The 22,268-nt window shown below is 37.6% G+C and carries 14 protein-coding genes; 8 read left to right on the plus strand and 6 right to left on the minus strand.

What is annotated here, in order from left to right:
• Positions 1-1,897 (plus strand): DNA phosphorothioation-associated putative methyltransferase (locus AABI99_RS13190; protein WP_338366362.1); only part of this gene is annotated, 1,897 nt, incomplete at its 5' end.
• A 261-nt stretch (positions 1,898-2,158) separates the two neighbouring features.
• Here AABI99_RS13190 and dndA read toward each other — a convergent pair.
• Positions 2,159-3,286: a cysteine desulfurase DndA gene (dndA, locus tag AABI99_RS13195; RefSeq protein WP_338366363.1), complete on the minus strand. Its 1,128-nt coding sequence runs from the start codon at positions 3,284-3,286 to the stop codon at positions 2,159-2,161.
• Between the two features lie 122 nt (positions 3,287-3,408).
• Here dndA and dndB point away from each other — a divergent pair, with 122 nt between their 5' ends.
• From dndB to dndE, 4 genes are read left to right on the plus strand one after another with little or no spacing between them, the layout of a single operon-like run.
• Positions 3,409-4,497: a DNA sulfur modification protein DndB gene (gene dndB / locus AABI99_RS13200; protein ID WP_338366364.1), complete on the plus strand. Its 1,089-nt coding sequence runs from the start codon at positions 3,409-3,411 to the stop codon at positions 4,495-4,497.
• A complete protein-coding gene (gene dndC, locus AABI99_RS13205) occupies positions 4,487-6,154 on the plus strand; it encodes a DNA phosphorothioation system sulfurtransferase DndC (protein WP_338366365.1) in 1,668 nt (555 codons plus the stop codon). The genes dndB and dndC overlap by 11 nt, the downstream gene beginning before the upstream one ends.
• Positions 6,144-8,102 (plus strand): DNA sulfur modification protein DndD, encoded by a 1,959-nt coding sequence (gene dndD / locus AABI99_RS13210; protein ID WP_338366366.1) that lies wholly within the window; start codon positions 6,144-6,146, stop codon positions 8,100-8,102. The genes dndC and dndD overlap by 11 nt, the downstream gene beginning before the upstream one ends.
• Positions 8,102-8,452: a DNA sulfur modification protein DndE gene (gene dndE, locus AABI99_RS13215; RefSeq protein ID WP_338366367.1), complete on the plus strand. Its 351-nt coding sequence runs from the start codon at positions 8,102-8,104 to the stop codon at positions 8,450-8,452. Before dndD ends, dndE begins: the two co-directional genes overlap by 1 nt.
• A gap of 430 nt (positions 8,453-8,882) precedes the next feature.
• Here the strand turns inward: dndE and AABI99_RS13220 are convergent, their stop codons facing one another.
• Genes AABI99_RS13220 through dptF form a run of 5 tightly spaced genes read right to left on the minus strand, consistent with a single transcriptional unit; the run spans position 8,883 to position 19,374 of the window.
• A complete protein-coding gene (locus tag AABI99_RS13220) occupies positions 8,883-10,565 on the minus strand; it encodes an ATP-binding protein (RefSeq protein WP_338366368.1) in 1,683 nt (560 codons plus the stop codon).
• A 26-nt stretch (positions 10,566-10,591) separates the two neighbouring features.
• Positions 10,592-11,416, minus strand: a complete 825-nt coding sequence (locus AABI99_RS13225) for a restriction endonuclease (protein ID WP_338366369.1) — start codon at positions 11,414-11,416, stop codon at positions 10,592-10,594.
• 9 nt (positions 11,417-11,425) lie between these two features.
• The gene (gene dptH, locus AABI99_RS13230) at positions 11,426-16,489 is read right to left on the minus strand and encodes a DNA phosphorothioation-dependent restriction protein DptH (protein ID WP_338366370.1); all 5,064 of its coding nucleotides are present in this window, start codon (positions 16,487-16,489) and stop codon (positions 11,426-11,428) included.
• Positions 16,470-17,780, minus strand: coding sequence for a DNA phosphorothioation-dependent restriction protein DptG (dptG, locus tag AABI99_RS13235; RefSeq protein WP_338366371.1), 1,311 nt, complete (start codon positions 17,778-17,780; stop codon positions 16,470-16,472). Before dptG ends, dptH begins: the two co-directional genes overlap by 20 nt.
• 1 nt (position 17,781) lies before the next feature.
• A complete protein-coding gene (gene dptF / locus AABI99_RS13240) occupies positions 17,782-19,374 on the minus strand; it encodes a DNA phosphorothioation-dependent restriction protein DptF (RefSeq protein WP_338366372.1) in 1,593 nt (530 codons plus the stop codon).
• A 442-nt stretch (positions 19,375-19,816) separates the two neighbouring features.
• On the opposite strand from dptF, the gene AABI99_RS13245 reads away from it, so the two are divergent.
• Genes AABI99_RS13245 through AABI99_RS13255 form a run of 3 tightly spaced genes read left to right on the plus strand, consistent with a single transcriptional unit; the run spans position 19,817 to position 22,040 of the window.
• Complete coding sequence (locus AABI99_RS13245; protein WP_338366373.1) at positions 19,817-20,554, plus strand: transporter substrate-binding domain-containing protein; 738 nt, start codon at positions 19,817-19,819, stop codon at positions 20,552-20,554.
• Positions 20,551-21,309, plus strand: coding sequence for a transporter substrate-binding domain-containing protein (locus tag AABI99_RS13250; RefSeq protein ID WP_338366374.1), 759 nt, complete (start codon positions 20,551-20,553; stop codon positions 21,307-21,309). Before AABI99_RS13245 ends, AABI99_RS13250 begins: the two co-directional genes overlap by 4 nt.
• Positions 21,306-22,040, plus strand: coding sequence for a transporter substrate-binding domain-containing protein (locus AABI99_RS13255; RefSeq protein WP_338366375.1), 735 nt, complete (start codon positions 21,306-21,308; stop codon positions 22,038-22,040). The genes AABI99_RS13250 and AABI99_RS13255 overlap by 4 nt, the downstream gene beginning before the upstream one ends.
• The last annotated feature ends 228 nt before the right edge of the window (positions 22,041-22,268 follow it).

Raw genomic sequence — 22,268 nt, forward strand, 5'->3', positions numbered from 1 at the left:
AAAAAAGCTTGAAGTAGAGCATCAATGGAACTTAATAAAAATCTATAAACGAGATTTAAAATTTACGTTACTTAACTACCCAAACTTTGATGAATACGCATACCCTGCACTTCACGCAAGCTATACAATTGACGCTGATGAGCTAACAATAAAAACAACAAGCTACAGCAGCTCAAGTAACCCACCTATTTTACATCGAAAAGAAACCTTTGTTCTCCCAAATTATCCCCACCACTCATTGTTTAAAGATATTACCCAAGAAGGTGAACAACTAGGCTTGTACCAAAACACCAAAAGTATTGGCTTTAAAAAACAATGGAAGAACTTAATTAAACGCAAAGGCTACGAGCTTGATGAACAAGGCAGGCTATATAAAGTAGCTGAGTTACCAGAGACGATAGTTGAGCATAAACCACAAACAATACAGCGCCATTTAACCGCAATAAACCGCGATAGATTTTCTGCTCCTTTTCAAAAACTGGCAAAGTATGGCTACTTAAATGGTGATTATTCAATACTCGATTACGGCTGCGGCCTAGCCGATGACGCAACGGAGCTAGAAGCACACGGATTAAATATAAATGCATGGGACCCAGTACATAAGCCAAACGGAAATAAACAAAAAAGTGATATTGTAAATTTAGGCTTTGTGCTCAATGTAATAGAAGATCAAAATGAGCGAAAAGACACTTTAACCGCTGCTTACCAATACACTAAAAAACTGCTTTTAGTATCAGTAATGCTCGCAAACGAAGCCAAACAAGAACACTTTAAGCAATATAAAGATGGCGTAATTACTAAATGGAATACCTTCCAAAAATACTATAGCCAAGCTCAAATAAGAGCCTACATAGAGCAAACCCTAAACGTTAAAACTATGGCATTTGGGCAAGGCATTATCGCTATTTTTAAATGCCCTCAGTTAGAAGAGGCACATCACCTAGAGCTGCAATTTCAAAACTATAACTGGCAACACATAACGCAAAGGCCCCAACCAAAAGCATTACCCAAAGCTCAGCAAAAAACCTTGTTTGAAAAACACCAACCATTGCTTGATGATTTTTGGCAACACTGCCTGCATTTTGGCCGTTTACCAGCAAACGACGAGTTTGAGCAAAGTACAACACTGCGCAAATATTTTGCCAGCCATAACAAAGCATTTACTCTGCTACAAAATTACTACGAGCAAAGTGAGTTTGAACAAGCACAACAAAAACGAAAACACGATTTACTGGTGTATTTTGCACTTAGCTTATTTGGTAAACGCCAAGCTAAAAGCCACATGCCAGCACGGTTAACGCGAGATTTAAAAGTACATTTTAGTGACTATAACCAAGCATTAGAGCAAGCAAAGCAACTGCTTTTCTCGATTGCAGAGCCCGCAAATATAGGTAATGCTTGTTACCAAGCCTTTGATCAAATTAAGCTCGGTGAGTTACACGACAACCACTCATACATTTTACCAACCTGTTATTTAAATCAACTCCCAGCAATATTGCGTGTTTATATAGGCTGTGCCGTGCAGTTATATGGCGATATAGACGACGTAGATTTACTAGAAATACACATGCGATCGGGCAAGGTTACATTTTTAAAATACGATGACTTTAACAAAAAGCTTCCGCTTCTAACCGAGCGAATAAAAGTAAAAATGCTAGAGCAAGATATAGACTACTTTTACTACGGCGATATTTACCCCTATCAGCCCTTTTATAACAAAATAGATTATTTACAAAAAGGCAGTAACGGGTACAAAAACCAACAACGCTTTGATAAAAAATTAGCTGACATGCTCAAAGGCGTAGCCAAAGCAGAGTGGCCTAACTGGCCCATATTACAAAAGGTGTTTGATTATTGGGGTGTGGAATTAAAAAATAATAAATTTTATAAAAGATAAAATATTTTTAAATGCCAGCTTGCTGGCAGCAACCAAGGGGCGCATAGCGCCGTACGCCCCTTGGAACCCCACGACGCCCCGCAACTTCACTTATCTCTAAACAAACAATTAATATGAACGTAAACGCGATGAACGCACATCCATGTGCAAGCATCGCTTTTCTCACATCCATGCGAGGTGATTACTCATTAATTATGTGTTTCCAGGTGAAGTTAAAGGGGAATTATCTTAGCTACATAGCATTAATCGACTGAATCAATATCACAACTTTAGCTGTTTTAACTTCTCAATTATTTCAGTGATAGGTAATGACTCTGTCATATGCCCCCACGAAACCCTTATTGCACCAGCAATACGTTTTTCATCTAACTGCATTGCTGTTAAAACATGTGAAGGCGTATAACTTGATGATGTACATGCCGAGCCATTAGATACAGCCGCTACTCCTTTTAACATAACCATAGCAGCCTCAGAATTAATACCTGGAACTGAAAAATTAAGCACAAATGGAGATGTATTTTCACCGTTGTATTGCGCATCAAGTGTATTTAAGGCTTGAATAAAGTCATCTTTTAAGTTTTGTGCGTGCTTTTGCCATGAAACTGCATTTTTTTGTGCTATCTCACAAGCAAGGCCAAAACCTGCAATAAGTGGAACAGCTAATGTTCCAGGTCGCAATCCTTTTTCTTGCCCACCGCCAAACATAATTGGTTTTAATGGCGGTTTTAGAAAGCCACGCTTTCTCATTATTAACGCGCCTATCCCCTTGGGAGCATATACTTTATGTCCACTTGCACTTATTAAGTCTACTCGGTCATTTTTTAAATCATCACTTAACTTAGCAAAGCTTTGCGCTGCATCAATATGTAAGTAAGCCTCATGAAGTTCAAGCGCATCACAGATCTCTTTAACTGGTTGGATCGAACCCGTTTCATTGTTTACGTGCATTATTGATACTAGCAAGGTGTCTTCTTGAAGAAGCTCCTTAAGTTGTACGGTGTTTACAACTCCACTTTCATCAACTTCTAAATAGCTTACAGTAAAACCGTTTTTCTCTAAATGCTCAATTGGCTCTAAAACAGCTTTATGCTCTATTCGAGTTGTAATAATATGCTTTTTATTATGTGCTTCACCAAACTCTTTTAAGCCTAAAATTGCAATATTATTGCTTTCGGTTGCGCCACTGGTAAAAATAACTTCACTCTTATCCGCATCAACTACGTCAGCAACTTGCTTGCGTGCTTTTTCCACAGCCTTTTTTGCACTTGCACCAAATTCATGAGTACGGCTGCCAGCATTGCCAAATTCTTCAACCATTAGTTTATGTACTAAGTCCGCAACCTCTTTTGAGACTGGAGATGTTGCGTTCATATCAAGATAAATAGACAAGTTAGCTCCTTTTTAATTTTTACACGAGACTTTATACAGAAGATGATTTAGAATGTCTCAATTATTTTGTACGTACGTACAAAGTTAAAAAGCGTACGAACTTTATTATAGATTTTTTTATTATGAACCAAATTATATCTGGAATTTCTTTTCCAGCCATTCGTGGAATACAAGCAGAAAAAGAGTATTACACTGTAATGTGCCCTCTTAAAAGGTTAAAACGGATATTTACGTTTGATGAAACCAATTTATTGCCAGAAGATCGGGCGCAGAGAAGCTTAAACCCAAATCGAATCCCTCAGATCAGTAATTATATTCGTTCAAATCGAGACGACTATACCTTTTCGTCGTTAACAGCTTGTATTTCTGGTGAGTGTTCTTTCGTCCCTACAGAAGAAGATGGACCAGGTAGAAATATTGGTACATTATTAGTTGATGAAGATGCCGAATTCTATATTACAGATGGGCAACATAGAACTGCTGCTATTAAAGATGCTTTAGAAAAAGATCCAACGCTTGAAAATGAGCACATATCAGTTGTTTTTTATATAGGTAAAACATTACAACAAAGACAAAAGATATTTCGTGATCTGAACTTATTTCCAGTCAAAACAGGTAAGTCTTACGGTGTTTTATTTGGTAATTCTCCACAAGAGCAATTAACCAATGCAGTTGCAAAACAATGCGGTTTCTTTAATGGGGTTATAAGCTTTGAAGATGGTAATTTAGGCCCTCGCTCTTCAAAGCTGTTTAAGCACAGCTCATTGCATGCTGCAAATATGGAGCTATTCCCAAACGTAACCGAGGATAACTTGCAAACCTGCATAAAAAAAGCAGTCGAGTATTGGGACTGTGTTGCTGCAAATTTAAATACTTGGACGCTTGCAAAAAACCACGAAATGCCAGCAAATGACCGAAAAGAATATGTGAACTTTTCTGCAATTGTTCTTAAGTGCTTAGGAATGATAGGCCATGAATTATTAGCACAGAAAAGCTATAAACAAACATTAAAGAAATTAAAAAAAATAGACTGGCGACGGACAAACAAAAGTAATTGGGAAGGTCGCTGTATCAGTCAAGGGCGAATGATGCATAATAATAGCGCCGCCTTATTAACTATCGCTACTATTAAAACGCAACTAAACATAGCACTTTCTTTGAAAGAACAAGCTGAAGAAAAAAAATTCATAGAGGAACGAAATGGCTACTGATAACGATGTACAGTTCCATTCGGCCTTTGGTGAGACTGGCTTAAAAAGCTCTATTCGCCAAAGCATCGATCATATAAAAATGCTTTACCAAAGTGACTCCATCCCATGGGTAATAGGTTACAGCGGCGGTAAAGACTCAACGGCAATACTACAATTAACTTGGTATGCCTTGCAGGAGTTGGCGCAAGAAGGTAAATGCGAGAAAAAAGTACATGTAATAAGTACAGACACCCTTGTAGAAAACCCAATTGTAGCAATGTGGGTAGGTAAGTCTCTGCAGCGCATGAAAGAGCAAGCAGACGAGCAAGGTTTACCTATCGTTCCGCATCGCTTAACTCCAGCAGTTAAAGACCGTTTTTGGGTTAACCTAATAGGTAAAGGTTACCCAGCCCCTCGTTATAAATTTCGATGGTGTACAGATCGTTTAAAAATATCGCCATCGAATACATTTATACAAAACATGGCTGATAAAAACGGCGAAGCTATTTTAGTACTTGGTACGCGTAAAGCCGAAAGTACAGCGCGTGCAGCAAGTATGGAGCGCTTTGAAAGCTCAACGACCAATACTCGAAAAGCGCTTGGTTTAACCGAAAACGGATCGCTTGAGCGCGTGTGGGTTTATACCCCTATAGCTAGCTGGAGTAACGACGATGTTTGGGTGTATTTAAATAGTGTAGATAACCCATGGAACTTCCCAAATCATGATCTAATGGGCATGTACCAAGGCGCAACAGAAGGTGGCGAATGCCCTCTTGTTGTTGATAAATCAACGCAAAGTTGTGGCGATAGCCGTTTTGGATGTTACGTGTGCACAATGGTATCTGAAGATAAATCAATGAATGCCATGATCTCAAACGATGAAGAAAAAGAGTGGATGTATCCACTTGTAGCACTTCGCAATGAGATTGAAGTGAACGATGCCAACCGCGCTAAAAAAATTGAAAAATTAACTCGTGATAAAGCCAATCGCGACTTTAGACGTATGAACGGCAACCTAACCGTGCATGTATCTAAACACGGTGCAGATTTAGTTCCAGGCCCTTATATTCAGTCTTTTCGAGAGCATTTACTTGGCAAAGTATTAGAAGCACAACGGGCTGTACAACAACTTGGGCCAGAAGAAGTTAAAGATCTTGAACTACTGCCACTTGAAGACCTTGAAGAAATTCGCCGAATTTGGCTAGAAGAAAAGCACGAGGCAGAAGACAGCGTGCCAAAAATTTACCAAAAAGTACTTAAAAAAGAATACCCGGGTAAGCAACGCGCACACCATCCTATTCTTAATTTAGATGTACTTAATAAATTAAAAGCACATTGCCAAGAGCAAGGCGACGAAGACGGTTTGCTATACCAACAAATGCGCTCAGTAATGAGCATTGCTAACAAGCATAAAAACCAGTTACGCAGAGCCAAACTCTCTGACGAGCTTGCACAAAGCCTCGATAAAGGCGCATTTAATAATTTATTCGAAGCAAAGCAATTTGCATTAGAGCGCGAACGTCACCGCTTACAAATACAACTAAATAATTCTCCTAATTTAACTGAAGATGATAAAGCTGCAATTCAAGAAAAAATCATCATGGTAACTAAGTCGATAAAAGAACAAGGCTACAGCTCACTACTTATCGATTTTGAAGAGGTACACGATGATAATTAAACAACTTACCCTTGAGAACTTTGGTATTTATCAGGGGCGACACGAAGTTGATTTAACCACCGCAAAAAATAAACCTATTATTTTATTTGGTGGTTTAAACGGCGGCGGTAAAACAACCTTTTTAGATGCATTACAACTCGTGCTCTATGGTAAACATGCAAAGTGTTCTAACCGTGGGCATCAGTCTTATAGCAACTTTTTAAGCAGCACCAAAAACCGTTATGTTGGCGATCACGACACCGTTGAGATTTCACTTACGTTTACACACACAACCGATACCACAACCAAAGAGTTTGTTGTTGTACGTAATTGGAAAACCAACACAAAAGACGTTAAAGACAAAGTAACGGTTTATTGTAATAAAGAAGAAGACAGCCACCTAAGCCAATACTGGGATGAGTTTGTAAATGAGTTTATTCCACTAAGCCTTTCCGACTTATTCTTTTTTGATGGCGAAAAAATCGAAAACCTGGCACACCCAGACAGAAGCGCCGATTTAATAAAAACAGGTATTGAAAACTTACTTGGGCTAGACCTTCTTTCGCAACTGCATATCGATTTAAATAACGTTGAACGTAAACGTAAAAGCGATAATTTAGAAAGCAGCGTAATTGCCAAAGTTGAAGCCTTAGAAGCTGAAATTGGCGACCAATCAACACTTGTTTCAAACTTTAAAACAGAAATAGCAGCGCTAGAAAAGCGCGCGAGCGATACCAATTTAAGTATTAATAAGGCCCGTCAAAAAGTGCGCTCTGCGGGCGCTCACTTAATTGAAGAGCGCGACTCTATAAAATTTGAACTCGGTGCTATTGAAGAAAAGCTCAAAGCCAATTTAGCCGAGCGCGTAAAATTGGATGCCGGGTGCGGACCGCTTGGTTTAATACCTAATTTAATTGCAAGCACACAAGCACAAATTAAAAAAGAAGAGCAAGCAGTACAAGCCAATGTTATTCAAAGTGCAATTACTGAGTACGAAACCACAATTACCCAAACGCTAATTAACGAAAATGTGCCACAAAGCGCACTTAAAGCGCTTAATAATAAAATGGCTAGTTTGGCTAAAGAGCGTGAAGAGCTCGCCAATACAGAATGCTACATTGGCAGTAATGCGGCCATTTTTAATGGCCTTGATGAAAAAATTGCGCAAGATAAGTTAGAGCGTGAAAACTTGCTAAAAGCGCGCGAAGACCTCCTAGAGCAACAAGCACTTTTTGATAAAAAATTAGAGTCGATCCCTGATTACGAAACTGTGCAACATTTATTGAGTGAGCTTGCAGGGCTTGAAGCCGAGCTTAAAAATGACTTTGTTTTAATAAAACAAAAACAGCAGCTATTACAGCAAGCACAAGCGCGTGACGAAGTATTAAACACTCGTTACGCAAACTTGCTAACCCAGCAAAGCAAAGACACGTTCGAGCAAAAGCGGTCAATTCAAGTGGCTGAACACATTGGTAAACTAAAAAACACCATGAAGTCATTTGCAGATGAGTTAATACGTGAAAATGTAACAGGGCTTGAAGAACACATTACTGCTAAGTTTTTTGATCTTTCCCGTAAAAGCAACTTAATTACCGGCGTTAAAATTTGCCCTGATTCATTTAAACTTACGTTACTTGATACCAATAGTAACCCAATGTCGCCAAGCCGCTTATCAGCAGGTGAAAGGCAGTTACTCGCTATCGCTATATTATGGGGCTTAGCTGAGGCATCAGGCAAAGAAATCCCCACCGTTATTGATACTCCACTTGGGCGATTAGATGGTAAACACCGTACTAAGCTTATTAATAACTACTTCCCTAAAGCGTCAAGCCAAGTGATTTTACTATCGACTGACGAAGAAATAACAGGGCAATATTACACGCAATTAAAGCCTGCTATTTGCCGTGAATACCACATTAGTTATAACGAGCAAGAACAAACCTCAACCTTTACTGAGGGGTACTTTTAATGAAGACCGCACTCCATACAATTGACTCTATTAAGCTCTCTGAAAAACAAAAGCAGCAGCTCGTTCGCCTAAAAAGTAAAACTGGTATCGAAAACTGGAACGTACTGTGCCGATGGGCGTTGTGTATGTCGCTCGCTGAAGATTCAATACCACCTGTTGAGGAGATCCCCTCAGACAGTAACGTAGAAATGAGCTGGAAAGTGTTTGCCGGTGAATATGCCGATGTTTATTTAGCCGTGCTGCGTGAAGCTTATCATAAACAAAGTGCACATTTAGAAGGCGTGCACTTTAGTGATTTTGTTAAGCTACATTTAAATCGAGGGATTAGTTACAAACTAGCAATAACTTGACCATTTGCAGAAATCAGAGACCACTCGAGAGAAAATAACGTTTGCAACTTTCTCTGGATTGAAATTAAAAGTATGCCGAATAGGATACTCCTCACAAGTAGATGTTAAAAAGGAGTCAAAACCTAGCTTTCGTGGCTGTAGACAAATGAGCTTATGTAACTCTGTTTCTACAGCCATTCGAGCAAGTCTCCGCTTACTTTCAACTTCTTGGTCTACAATAGGTAACTCGTAACACCCGAAGAATATATCTTTATCTTTTACTATTTCTTCATCATGAAAGTACTTTAAGTTTTTAGTAAATGAGCCCGTTGCTGATAGGTGACTGCCCCATCGAATTGCTGGATGCGAACCTGTTTGCCCTATGTACAAAAAATCATTATGCACTATCACATAAACATGCGACTTATGTCTGAAACTGACAATAAAACCATTATTCATCTTTTAAACTATAGTTTTCGCTAGACCATTCTGATAACCAATTATCTATATTTTTATGATACTTCCTAAATACCCTTTTTAGAATATCAGCATCTACGTCTGTAAAATGATCTTTGGTATTCCTTTCAGCTAAACCGACAGAAAAAATTAATGCCTCTGCTACGATTCGCTCCACACTACCTTCACTGAATCTGGATAGGAACTCTTCATAAAAAGGATGGTTTTTATTTATGCCAACAAAAACTCCCTCTTTTGCATCATAGTATGGTTCCCAGACTTGACCGTAAGTAACTTTTGGTGAATAGATAATTTTTTTGAAATCTTCATTATCATCTTCAGTATCAGATTCTTTAAAAGTTTCTTTTGCTTTCTCACCTTCTTCTGCACTTTGACTTCGTCTTACTAAGTATTCATCTGAATTACCCGTGTTTTCTTCAGGATCATCTTCTGCAACGTTATCAAGCGTTGCAGTGAATGCTCGGCCTTCAATAACATCAGATTTTAGAAAGGATTGGCAATCAACTCTAACGCTTTTAGCCGTTGAAATCGCTTTATTTACAATCGCCTCTAATCTCTGCTTATTTTCATCATCTATCTCTAACCGTTGTTTAGTAACATCAACATGTAGGACATCGTCATGGCAACTCTTAAGATCCATCCTAACCCGTAAATTAATGTCATCTTTTGTCACTATATTATCTAGTGCATCACCCCATCTTATTAATCTTCCATTTCGGTAGATAAAAAATCCTTTATTATCTTTTGAGATTTCATACTGAGCTATTAGTTTTTTCTTTTCAATTTCAAGTGGCGATTTTTTTGTAGCTAAAGTGGCTTGAGGAAAAACTACAGCTTTAATTCTTATAGGTGGGAGTGATTTACCATCTAAGCCTGTTAATTGCCAATCTTCATCAAGAGCCAAGTAAGGACTAAAATAATCATACTTATCAGGATGATAATTTTCTTTAAAGTTTTCATCGTCTAAAAATAGCATATCACGCGGTTTAATATGGATGAAAGGTTCTTCTTTTCCATGGGGTAAAGCGCGTACAAGTATCTTTAATGGATCCGAATTATTTAAAAAAGAAAAGTAAGTGACTCCTAATCTTTTTTTCAACTTTTCTAAAGTCGATTTTGGAGATGCTTGATTTACGTTTTCACAGCCTTCAATCAGTACTATTGTTCCTGATTTGCTCTTGATTAAATCGTTAAATAAAGTTGTTTCGCTTTCAGTTAACTCTATTGGCTCAATATAAAATTTGTTTTTTTTCTTAATCTTAATGCTATCAAAAACATACTTCTTAGAAAGCCTACCGTTCTTTTTAGAGACTATAGATATTTTAGATCCTAAAGACAAACCAGCTGATTTTAAGCCTAACCCATATTTTGATAGGCTGTCATTTTTATATAGCTTATCATCCGAACCTATTGAAAAAGCATTTTTAATACCTTTTTCATCCATCCCAATACCATCATCAACAATCATATAAGAAATCACTGAATTTCTAGATTTTAACGACTTACCTTCTCTTAAATTTAATGAAACTGAAATACACTTAGCCTCTGCAGTAACTGAGTTATCAACGAGATCCATAATTGCTGTATAAGGTTCATAACCGATTTTAGAAATTGCGTCACATATTCGCCCCGCATTGAAACCAATATCAATATCCATTGTGATTACCTCCAAAATATTTAAAATTAACTATCTGTAAATGCATCGCTATCAATATTGTAAGTTTTATAAGTTTCAACTACAGATACCCCTAAACCATTTTTAAGAAGTAACTCACTTAGCCTCTCACCGTTTATTAACACTAAACTAATATTTCTAACATCCCTAGCTTCTTCTAAAGCTCCCTTTGTAAAGTAAGATGATGTAATAAAAACACCTTTGTTTGCATTTTTTGTATTCATTGCACCAATAAAACGCTGAATATCAGAACTCCCAATACCGTTATTCTTATTGTACCTTTTCGCTTGGATATATACTCTTTCAAGTCCTAACTGATCCTCATGAATCACACCATCAATACCTCGATCATTTGGGCCTCCAATATGAAAACCTGATTTATCTTTATCCCAACCAAACCCCATATTTATTAGTAATTTAATAATAAGCTTTTCAAAAAAACCAGGATCAGAATTATATATTTTATCCATTATTTGGTTACTGATGTCATGAATATGCTTTTTGTGAGTTTTATGAATTAGCTCTTCCGGCAGCTCATTACCAGATATTTTACTACTAGAATAAACTAAATCTGTTTTCTCCTCGCCATCCCAGATTTTATATAGTGCTTTACTACCTTTAGCTCCATCAGATATGAAATGTTTTGTGGGACTGGCTGAGGGGTAATCAACACCATAACAATGCTGTCGTAGCTTCCCTCTTACTATAGCTTTGGGATCTTTAGCTCCGAAAGAATAGAGCTTCCGCTCAACAATTTCTTTAAAAATATCAGCATAAGTCAAACCAACCACACTACCTTTTAAAACTGCTTTAATAGCTTCTACTATCGTCATAATTATTCTCTACAAACTAATTCTTGCACACTGAATTCTAACCAACTTACCTTCTGACTTAAGATAAGCATCCCCTTTGCCATTAAGTACTTCTGCGCCTTGCTCATCGAGTATTACTCGGCTTTCAGTACCATTTTTAACACGCAAAGCGAGTTGTGCAGGGAGGTTAGAACGTAAATTAGTGCTGATTACATCACCACTTGGTTTTTGTGTGGCAATAATTAAATGAATACCGGCAGCACGGGCTTTTTGCGCTAAGCGCTTAAGCTCGGCTTCAATATCCTTTTTCATATCTTTATCTGATGTTAAATCGGCGTATTCATCAAGCACCAATACCCACCAAGGAATGCGCTCTTCTGGTGTTACCTTGGCGTTGTAGTCTGGCAGTGAACGAACACCTTGCGCTTTAAATTGCGCATAGCGTGATTGCATTTCAGCTACGGCTTGGGTTAGCAGCTCTAGTGCGTCTTCATCATCGAACCCAATGCGCCCTATTAAATGTGGGTAGCGCTCGAAATCGTTAAGCTCGGTGCCTTTAGGGTCTATTAGCATCAGCTTTAATTCACTTGGCGTGTAATGCTCAACCATGCCATATAAAATAGTGTTTAAGGCTTCTGACTTACCGCTACCGGTTGTTCCACCAATAAGTAAATGCGGGCAATTTGAAGATGAGAAGTTAAGTTTAATCACCTCACCAAAGCGGTCTTCACCAAGTGGTACTTCAAGCGCATTTTGTGGGCGCTGCCAATTTGGCCAAATATCGTTGTGATCTACAAAGTAACGTTGCTCTTGGCTTTTGGGCACATCAATCGTAATGCAGCCTTTATCTATGCCAAAACCCACGTCCTGCTCTTGCTCAAGTTTTAACGCGAGCTTAAGTGATTGCGATTTGGCAAATACGCTTTCAGGTTTGTCACCTAAATTTAAGCCAACTCTGAATAAAATAGAGGCTGGACCCTCTATATAAGGTTCAACATTTTCAGGTTTGAGTAACGTAATGTTATGACTGTAGTAACAATCAATAATTTGCTGATAGATTACACTTAAATCACTCTCACTCATTTTTTTGCGAGCCGATGCCGCGGCCATATCTAAGTTATTTGTATTGGCCTCTTTAACCTCTGTAGGATTAGTTTTCTCTGCACTTTTACTCTCGTTGTTACTTACTGATACATCATCTAACGAGGTAATTTTTGTACCTTGCGTTTTTGTAAGCTCAGTTTGCTCGTCAGCTTTGGCGTTTTGTTCAAGTACAACTTTTTGCGTTGTTGCGTTCTTAGTTAAAATATATTGCGCATCAATATGGTGTAATTTAGCAGGAGTTAAGTCGGCTAGTAGATTCTGCATAGGTGTTTTAACCCAGTGAGATAAATTACCCGCTGGTAGCTCTATTTTGAGTATGTTGTGCACTTTTAAGAATGATGCTTTGGTAAAGTCATTATCTTCCACATTTACAAATAAGAACCCTGCCGGATAATCTTCAAGTTCTGCAAGTTCATAATCGCCTTGTAGCCACTGCGCACTGCGTTGCTCAATGCTATTAAAGTAACCCTCTTTATACACTTTATAAAGTTTGTATTTATCAATTTGCATTAATACTTGGCGCATAAATAAGCCACGATATAAATGCCCTGCGAGTGTTTTCTGCCCAAGAAGTGCTTCAAAGTATTGCTTTAGCTCTTTGGCTTGCTCAACACCTTTACTATGGGTTTGGCGCTTACCTGTTTTAACTTCTACAGGCAGTAAAATCATTTGTTGGTCTTTAAAGCCTACAAATAAAATATCGTCTGATATTACGCCTTTTTTAAAGCCCTGCGCGTGGCGCGATAAGTCGCTATCAGCCATATTTAGGCCTAAGTTACCTGCCACTCGTATCACTTCTGCTATCGAAAGAGGCACCCAGGTAATATCTGAGTCTGCGACTAAACAGTTAACGTATTTATAAGCACAGATAATGCCGCGCTTTTCTTTTCGCTCGTTGCCGTTTGCCGTTACCAGGTTTAACAACCATTCACCATTGAAGGCATTAAACTCTTCGATAATACCGCCCTCGTCGTTTTCGAGTACTTTGTGGTATAGATCGGTTTGTTTAGTTACGGTTATTGCATCGTAATTAACTGAGTTTGTGTAGTTATCAGAATAATGAATAAGCACCATGTTTTTTTGGTTTTCAAAAAACTCTAAGGTTACTTTAGGATCGATTATTGTGGTCCAAATAGAGTTTTCGTAAGAGCGCTCTAATAACGTTTTAAAGTTTTCAGTAACCACGAGTGCTTGAGATTTAGACTCGCTGTACTCTTCATGATGGCGCTTTGCAGGCTTAAGTAAACCGCTATATTTAGCAACTAGCTTTAATTGTGGTGCACTATCAACATCAACACCTTTTAGACCAAACGATGTGTAATAGCTGCCATTTTTATTTGATGCAGACTCACCTGGCATTAAGCCATGACAAACAACACCGGTTTCTTGTTTTAATAAATCAACGTCAGTCGCTTGCACGCGTTCGTTGTTTTTAAAAAACGACATGTGGGCATAATGTTGCTCTTTTTGGCCTTTTTCGTGCTCAAATTTACTGTACGTTAAACGTGTTCTTAGCAAATCGATTATGCTATCAGCCTGCTCACGGGCAGCACCTTTATTTAACTCACAAAGCTCTTTTAAGTCATCATAGCTTGCCATGTCAGCAAACTTGTCGAACCAGGTGTAACACTGTGTTTCGTCGTATAAATTTACATGAATATTGGTAACTTTATTTTTTTTGAGCTTAATGTAATCAATTAAGCCTAAAAATAGCTCTTTATTTTGCTGATTGTTGACAGAGTTAATAATCAGTGTTGTTTTACTTCCTGCTACAAATAAATGTTTAAAGGCCGTGGTAAATTTGCCTACTTTGTCTTTTACGAGCGTGCGTACAAAGTCATAGCTACTTTTTTGTTGTGGAACAAGTTTGGACCAGAATACGTTTTCTTTTTCGGCATGGTTATATGAAAAATCATGCAAAGGGTCATATACAAAAGGTAAAAGCCCCTGCGCAGTTAAGCGCTGAATAGTAACAGGAGGTAGCTTTTTAAAGCTCCCTGTAGCCTGTTTATCTTCGCTTAATATACCTGCCAAGTTGCAATTATATGCAAGTACCAGTGGGTGATATGGCGTAATGTAAGTTTGCTCATCAATATCTGCAAAGCCAATATTTACCAACAGTTTGTGCTGTTCAAGAAGTGGGGCGTGGTAAGGTATTTCATCAATAGCAGCCTGATAAGCTTCAACCACCTGAGTGGCAAGCGCTCTAAGTTTTTCACCCCAGCCCGCTAAGCTCAACAACGATTTTGTATGTGTTAAATAATCAAATAAATCACGGTAAGCAAAGTATAAATCAGCATAATGTGATTCTAAGTCTTGTAGTTTAATATCACTGCTATTAGCAAGTTTAGCTAAGATTAAGCTATCCAGCAGCTCCGCTTCGTTTTGTAATAACGTGAGCCGCTTGGCTTTAGGTGCTACTTCCTTTCCGTCTATAAGTACTTTGTTTTTACTACGATTGAATTGCCCGTAGTATTCATCGTTAAATAAGTGATTAAAACGGCCTTGGTCTAATAATAAAGGCAATGACAAGGTATCAGTAGATACTTCCCCTTCAACGTTAAATGTTAATTGGCTAATCGCCCCTTGCACGGTAAAGTTTATTTCATCCGATTCAGTTGCTAGCTTTTTAAAATCAACAATGCCTACGGTATTTGAATCAAACACTTGGTTGTTTTCTGCAAGAACACTAGCGTTTGTTAAATCGCTTATTTGTAATGATTGCTCATCAGTTTGCAGCGTTAACCACTGTTTTGCGGGATCAACTAAGTAAGTGTGCTTAAAGCCGTCAATGTAAAAATCATTTTTACTAATTACTAATACTTTAAAATTGTGAGTTTCTTTTGGTTTGTCGGTTTTAACACGGAAATTAAAGTAGCGAGCTTGTCCGTCAAAACTACTCGTAAGTAATGCCCTACTCCTTATTCCGCCTGGGTTTTTAATTGTTATATCAACATTTGGCAGCTCTTTACTTTGTTGAATTTTACAAAAGCTATCTTTTAACTTTTGATTGATAAAGCAAAGCTCTAATTCGAATGTGTGCTGCTCTGGCTCTAAAAGTAATATTAAGTGTCGCTCTCTTACACCAGCCCCTTTTTCTGACTTTGCTTTTGCAAGTAGTTCAATGTAAGGCGCTTTTTCACTTTCAAGCTCTAACAGGTTAGTGCGGTTTTTTTGCTGTTCTGTAAAGCATTCACCTATGTCGAGGCTTTCTTTGTATTTTTCTACATTCCCTTCTGGAAAATGCTCTTTAATAAATTTTTCACTAAAATCTAAAGCGGCTAATTTGTCTTGCAGTTCGTTTGGAAAATGATGAGTGATGAAGTCAAGTTTATCACTTAGCTCTTTATTTTCTTTTAAGCGCAAGCTAATTTGCTCGCCTTCCCAGCCTTCTTGCGAAAGTTGGTCATCGTTTAATAAACCAAGCTCATGGAACTGTAAATCGCCATCTGCAATTGCGTAATATAGTTTTTCAAAGCCAAACATAGTGGCTTCGTCTTCAACTATTTCATCAAAGTGATAGTCGAGTAAACATTCAGAAACTTTCGCTTTTTCATCAGTTTGATCTATTTCTTTATGCAATAATAATTTTATGTTTTTTGGGTCCCAAACAACGCCAGGCTGCGCTACGTCTTCTGTCGAATTTTTTAACGTATCTAGCATAGAGTTATGGATGATTAACAAGGCAGTGCCTTTTGTTTCACCTTCCATAGCTGAAACAACATCACGTAAATGCGCTATGTAGTTTTCTGTAAAGTTTTCACCTTCGTATACAGGAATTAATTCGACATCACCGTACTGCACCGTTTTTAACTCAATACCTTTTACAGTTACGCTATTGTCTGCAATTTCCATAAAGGCTTGATAAAGTGCAAAACCCTTATCACTATCAGGACTTGTGAACTGATAACGAAAACCAACTTTTAACTCTTCAGCTGCCCAAACATTAAAGTGGCTAACTAAAAATTCTTCAAACTGTTTTTCTAACATATACTGCATCTCCGCTATCACTCATTCTTTCTACGTTACCCATTCGCTCATAAAAATCGATTAAAGATTGCTGGCTTTGTTTATCAAAAAACACGCCTCTTGCTTCAAATTCTTTAATAATTTCGTGAAAACGTAATTTATCGCGCTCGCCAATGGCTAGGTTTGTTATTAGCACTATGTAATCTTGGTTAAACGTAAGTACTTGACCTGCACGGCCTCGTCGCTGAATAAATGGGTCTAAAATATTACTTAACGTGCCTTTGACCACAGTGTCGTTATATTCAGTTAAGCGGCCCTTTTTATTATCGAACTGCGCATGAGAAAAGCTAAGTAATTGCTGTAATACTTCTTTTTTATCGCTTGAATCTAGCCAGTTTTGCTCGGTGTTGTACCATTTGCGTTGCATTCGGTCGTCAACAAAATCACGGCCAAATTGATTTAATTTAGTTACATCTTTTTCGTTGATCGATTCAAATAGCTGCCAAAGGGGTTTAACTTCACCTTTGGTTTGTATAGCTTCATTCATAAATAAATAAGGAAACAGATATTCTAAGTATTCATGAAGTTGGCTATAACCAAAGTTTTTAACTTGAGAACGCTCGTCGCTTGCCTTTTCGTTATCAATAATAAAAAAGCAGGGCTTGCTTGATGGAGCCCCATTTGCCCAATCTTTTATATTCAGCGCCATTTGCGAGATATATAAAAACCCATATAACCGAATAACCGAATTAAAGTTGTTGAGTAAGTAGTGAGGTCTTTTATTTAAAAATTGTAAATCTTGTTTAAACAACTCACTTAAAAATGGCAAATAGGCGGGCTCTGTTTTAAGCGCTGTCTTTGATTTGCCTGATACATAAAAACTATCAAATTCAGCCTTTATTTCTTTCTCTAAAAAATTTAAATCGTTAACGGAGGAGCTATCGAGAGTTAAACCATTTAATAGACCAACAAACATGTCACCCAACTTTTTACTGTTGGTATCTACTTCATCTTTAAGGGCTTTAAAAATAAGCAGCTCTGGTGATATTTTGAATAGTTGCTCATTTTCAAAATACATTTTTTCCAGTACTGTCCAAAATTCAGGTTCATCTAATTTTGTTGAAAAGCGCTTTTCACATAAACCTTTGAAATGCTCTATGTCGCCATTTACCAATGACTTTGCGTATAAAACATGTACGAAATAACCTAGTACGGTATCCCAGCAAAACTTATAGTGCTTGTCTTTTGTTCTTAAGGGTAAAAATGTATTAAATGCATTATTGTTAGGTGGTGTTAAAGTTTCTTTAATCATTTTATAGCCCACTCACTTCAAACTCTTCGTCATCAATATTTTTGATAGTAAAGTGTTTATTTTTCTTGATAATATGTAACGTTGAAACTTGATTTGCCACTTGTGCAATTTCATCTATCAATTCATCCAAGAGTACAACGGTGTTTTTATCGTGTTTATTTGGTCGGTAACCGTCGGCAATTCTTTTCATCAACCGTAATAAGTTGATGTTTAAAGGTATTTCTAGTGAGCGTTCCTGTACTTTAATAAAAGCCGTAAAGCTTGCAGATGACTTTGGTAAGAAGTTTGAAATACTCTTTAAATCGGCCTTAATTTCTAACTCTGAAACTAACTGAAAGCCGTTTAGCTCAGATATTAAATAATGACTTTTATCTAGATTAGGCGCGTTACGGTTATTGTATTTTCGAATAGCAGTGCGAAGCGTATTATTGTAAAAGTCTTTAATCTGTCTTTTATGCTCTGTGCTATTGTCAAAATCTCTGTGTAATTGATATACATTTATGAACTGTTCAATCAGGGATTCGTTGAAATCTTGTTCGAATTTAGCATGATAATCATTAGAAAAATGACCCCCTTTAAGAATATAAAATAAACGTAAGTAAGAAAGACTGCTATCTAACGTCTCTATTCCTAAGCTTTTTAAAGACTTTTTGAACTCTGTAAACTCTTGATCTGGTAGATGCAGATCATTAGCCAATATAAAACGATCTATTTTTTTTGTTCTTAAATGCGCAGGGTCGAACTCAATTATTTTATTTGCCAACTCATTATCGCCACCGGAAAAAAGGTTATCGAAGAGGTAACCAGGACCAGCCAGCAACATGAAAATAAAATCGAGTAACGCACGAGCAGTTAAAAATTGATCCCGCATTAATCGCGCTTTAAACAGGAGTTCAATTATAGTTTTTTGTACTTCAGGGACGCTTAAAAGCTCATAATTAGCTTGCAGCCTTTTACTAGCTTGGCTCGTTTGTTCTGATTTTTCTTTATCGAAAATCTGACGAATAATATTGTCATCTTTTGCTGTTAGTTTTTGAAGTAACTTTTGCGCGAACTCAGAAGTATATCCCTCTTTATCTATAAAAAATTTAGGGTAATCTTCAAAATTTATAAAGGTTATGTTTTCAGTTAAACTTTTATTTGATAAATAATTTTTTATTACTTGTTTGAATTTTTCGTTCGAGCCTTCCTCAGCGTAATTTCCTAGCATACCGGTATTAATACCAACGATGAGTGGCATATTACCTGACTCAAATTCTTCAAACACTTTATCTAAGGTTTGAATTGCATTTTCGCGAGGATCAAAGCTGTGAGTTGCATCTAAGTGAAAGTGAGCTCGATTACTAAAACGCTTTTTACAATCAGTCAGTATTTCTGATTTACCGTCGCCGCTGCTACCACATAAAAATAACACTTCAGGTTTATTTGATGAAAAGCTCGAAATTTTCTTTTCTACATCAATAGCTATTGGCATTTTGATGTACAAATACTCTTTTACATTATCAAGCTGACTTTTATTTTCGCTGTCTCGCTCTGTAGACACAGCATAAGGGGATGACTTTGATAAGACGCTGAGGGCTTCTTTCAACCGCATAATAATATTCCCAATACAGAGCAGCTCTATTAAACCGCTCCTTGGTTTGTCTGTTTAAAACTAACTTACCGTTAAGTTAGTATTCATTTAGAAACAATTTACATGATTAAGCTTAAAAAATATAGGCTTTTTAGGTAGATACAGCTTGAAAATAGTACGCCTATATCATTAATTATTGTGATTGTACAAATTATGGATAATACGTGCTTATTATTTAAACTTTGTTTATAAACAGCCAACTATACAAATAATTTGATAGCACTACTTGGGATTACGCCATAGAACAGTGCAAAAGTTTGCAATAATCATATCGCCCGAACCCCTCCACCCTTTCTATTTATAAATATTTTCTTACAACTTTAATGATTCCTTCACCATTATATTGTTTTGCTAGGTTATACTGTTTTAATAACGTACAAAAAAAGCTTACCTCAGAGATTTAATGAATAAATTAATAACGTTACTGATGTGTGTATTGTTTAGCGCCTCTTGGGGTGTGTTTGCCTGCGAAAAAACGCTAACCGTTGCCTCGCACGATGCTTTTTGGCCGCCTTATGTAATGGGGCTTAGCGGCCAGTTACAAGGTAAAGAGGTGGATGCGTTAACTATTATTTTTAAAGACTCACCCTTTTGCTTTGAAGTAAAAATGCTGCCTAACTCTAAACGGGCGTTTACCGAGCTGCGTCATGGGCGAATAGATATGGGCTGGGCGGCTAGCTTTACCCATGAGCGCGCTAAGTATGTGCACTTTACAAAGCCATACCGCACCGAGGTAATGCGTTTATACGAAAACAAAAACAATCAGCATAAGGTTAGTAACTTGGCTGATATTTTTAACCAAGGTTTAACCATAGGCGCTAACTTTGGTAGTTATTATGGCGAGGAGTTTGAGCAGTATAAAACCAGCCATAAAAAGCAAATTGAGTACACTAGTGCAACCAGTAAGCGCTTTGAAATGCTTAACAAACAACGTATAGATTACGCAGTAGAAGACGCCTTAGTGGGCGATTACTTTAGTAAACGTGGTAATAACTTAATGGTTGCGCCTAACCTGCCTGCGGTTAATAAAAACCCTATACATTTAATGCTGAGCAAAAGAACACTAACCCCTGATGAGGTTAACATTATTAATGCGCATATATTAAAAAATAAAGCGGCACTTAAGGCCTTGTTTGAATGAATGTTATTAGCAGTACACGCACATTTTTATTGATATTGATAGCGTTAGGCCTGTTTGCTGTAAACGCACAGGCTTGCGATAAAACCATTAATATAGGCACTAACGAGCGCTATTGGCCGCCGTATGTGGTGTTAAAAAATGAGCATTTAACGGGTCTTGAAATAAATATAATTAAAACCATTTTTAAAGACTCCCCTTTTTGCATAAATTTTACGCTGCTCCCTAACTCCCTCCGCGCCTTAGAAGAGCTAAAACATGGCCGTATTGATTTAATGTTTTCAGCCAGTAAAACCCGTGAGCGCCAAGCTTATGCGCATTTTAGTTTACCCTACCGCGAAGAAGTGATGTTGTTGTATCAACACACTGACTCGGCAACGATTAGTTCGTTAGAGCAGTTATTTAAAAAGGGTTTAACAGCCGGCGTTAATCGCGGCAGCTTTTTAGGGCACACGTTTAAAACGTTAAGCGATAAATATAACAAGCAAATAGTACTTACCAGCGATGCCGATAAACGCTTTGCTTTATTAAATAAAAAGCGTGTTGATTTTGTAGTAGACGATTCGTTAGTGGCGCACCATTTTGCTAATAAATACACGGCTATTTTACCCGTTGAGCAAGTAGCGCCTGTGAATGTAAATAATGTGCACTTTATGATGAGTAAAAAAACAATAACGCTTGACGAAGTTAATATAATTAACGCGCATATAGTAAAAAACAAAGCGGCGCTTAAGGCGTTAGTAAAGGACGTTATATGAAAATGTTTCTGTTAGCGTTTATAGTTTTGGTGGTGCAATTTAATGCGCTGGCGTGCACTAAAACATTAAAAATGGGCACTAACGAAACCAATTGGGCGCCGTATTTAATTAAGCAGGGCAACACCTTTGTAGGCATTGAAGTAGATGCTATTGACACTATTTTTAAAAATTCCCCTTTTTGTATTAAGTGGGTTTACCTTCCGAGTTTGTCACGGGTTCAGCAAGAGCTAAAAACTGGCAATATTGATATTACCTTTGCGGCAAGTTATACAAAAGCGCGCGCCGAGTACTCACATTTTACTGATATTTATCGTGATGAAATTATGCTGCTTTATAAGCACAAAAGCGCCAAAGACGTGGATAATTTAACAACCCTTCTTGAGCGTGGCGCAATGGTGGGTGTTAACCGTGGCAGCTTTTTTGGCGCTGAGTTTGAAAAATTAAAAAAACGTTACCCCAACCAAATAGTACTTACCAGCGAAGCGAATACGCGCTTTGGCATGCTTAACAAAAAGCGCGTTGATTACGTGATTGACGACTCTGTTGTTGCTCATTACTTTGCCAAGCGCTACAGCCCAATTTTACCGGTAAAATCAGCGCCCGCTGTTAATGTTAATGGCGTACATTTTATGATGAGTAAACGCTCAACCACGCTTGACCAAGTAGCTGTAATTAATCGCCTTATTAAAAATAATAAAGCGGCCATTGAGCGCATTTATAAACCCTATTAACTTGGGGTTTTATTCATTTAGTGTTTTCGTGCGAGCAAGCTCTAAGCTTACAACTACCCCGACAAAGGGGGATTAATGTGTAGCAGCGGCTTTAGGCCGCGAAAAATTTAATATAAAACGCGAGGTACACTCGCATCTTGCGCGAGCAAGCTTCGCGCCTACAAGCCAAATTAACCACCGAGAAGTGAAGGAGAAGAGCAGGAGAAGTGACTTATTTATACCTGTGTT

It is taken from the genome of uncultured Pseudoalteromonas sp. (genome assembly GCF_963922945.1).
Taxonomy (GTDB): domain Bacteria; phylum Pseudomonadota; class Gammaproteobacteria; order Enterobacterales; family Alteromonadaceae; genus Pseudoalteromonas.

Excerpts from the sequence above, each read along its gene's own strand:
- AABI99_RS13245 (WP_338366373.1), top strand. The coding sequence starts at position 19,817 with ATGAATAAATTAATAACGTTACTGATGTGTGTATTGTTTAGCGCCTCT.
- AABI99_RS13250 (WP_338366374.1), top strand. The coding sequence starts at position 20,551 with ATGAATGTTATTAGCAGTACACGCACATTTTTATTGATATTGATAGCG.
- dndD (WP_338366366.1), top strand. The coding sequence starts at position 6,144 with ATGATAATTAAACAACTTACCCTTGAGAACTTTGGTATTTATCAGGGG.
- dndB (WP_338366364.1), top strand. The coding sequence starts at position 3,409 with ATGAACCAAATTATATCTGGAATTTCTTTTCCAGCCATTCGTGGAATA.
- dptG (WP_338366371.1), bottom strand. The coding sequence starts at position 17,780 with ATGATTAAAGAAACTTTAACACCACCTAACAATAATGCATTTAATACA.
- dndC (WP_338366365.1), top strand. The coding sequence starts at position 4,487 with ATGGCTACTGATAACGATGTACAGTTCCATTCGGCCTTTGGTGAGACT.
- AABI99_RS13220 (WP_338366368.1), bottom strand. The coding sequence starts at position 10,565 with ATGGATATTGATATTGGTTTCAATGCGGGGCGAATATGTGACGCAATT.
- dndE (WP_338366367.1), top strand. The coding sequence starts at position 8,102 with ATGAAGACCGCACTCCATACAATTGACTCTATTAAGCTCTCTGAAAAA.
- dptF (WP_338366372.1), bottom strand. The coding sequence starts at position 19,374 with ATGCGGTTGAAAGAAGCCCTCAGCGTCTTATCAAAGTCATCCCCTTAT.
- AABI99_RS13225 (WP_338366369.1), bottom strand. The coding sequence starts at position 11,416 with ATGACGATAGTAGAAGCTATTAAAGCAGTTTTAAAAGGTAGTGTGGTT.
- dptH (WP_338366370.1), bottom strand. The coding sequence starts at position 16,489 with ATGTTAGAAAAACAGTTTGAAGAATTTTTAGTTAGCCACTTTAATGTT.
- AABI99_RS13255 (WP_338366375.1), top strand. The coding sequence starts at position 21,306 with ATGAAAATGTTTCTGTTAGCGTTTATAGTTTTGGTGGTGCAATTTAAT.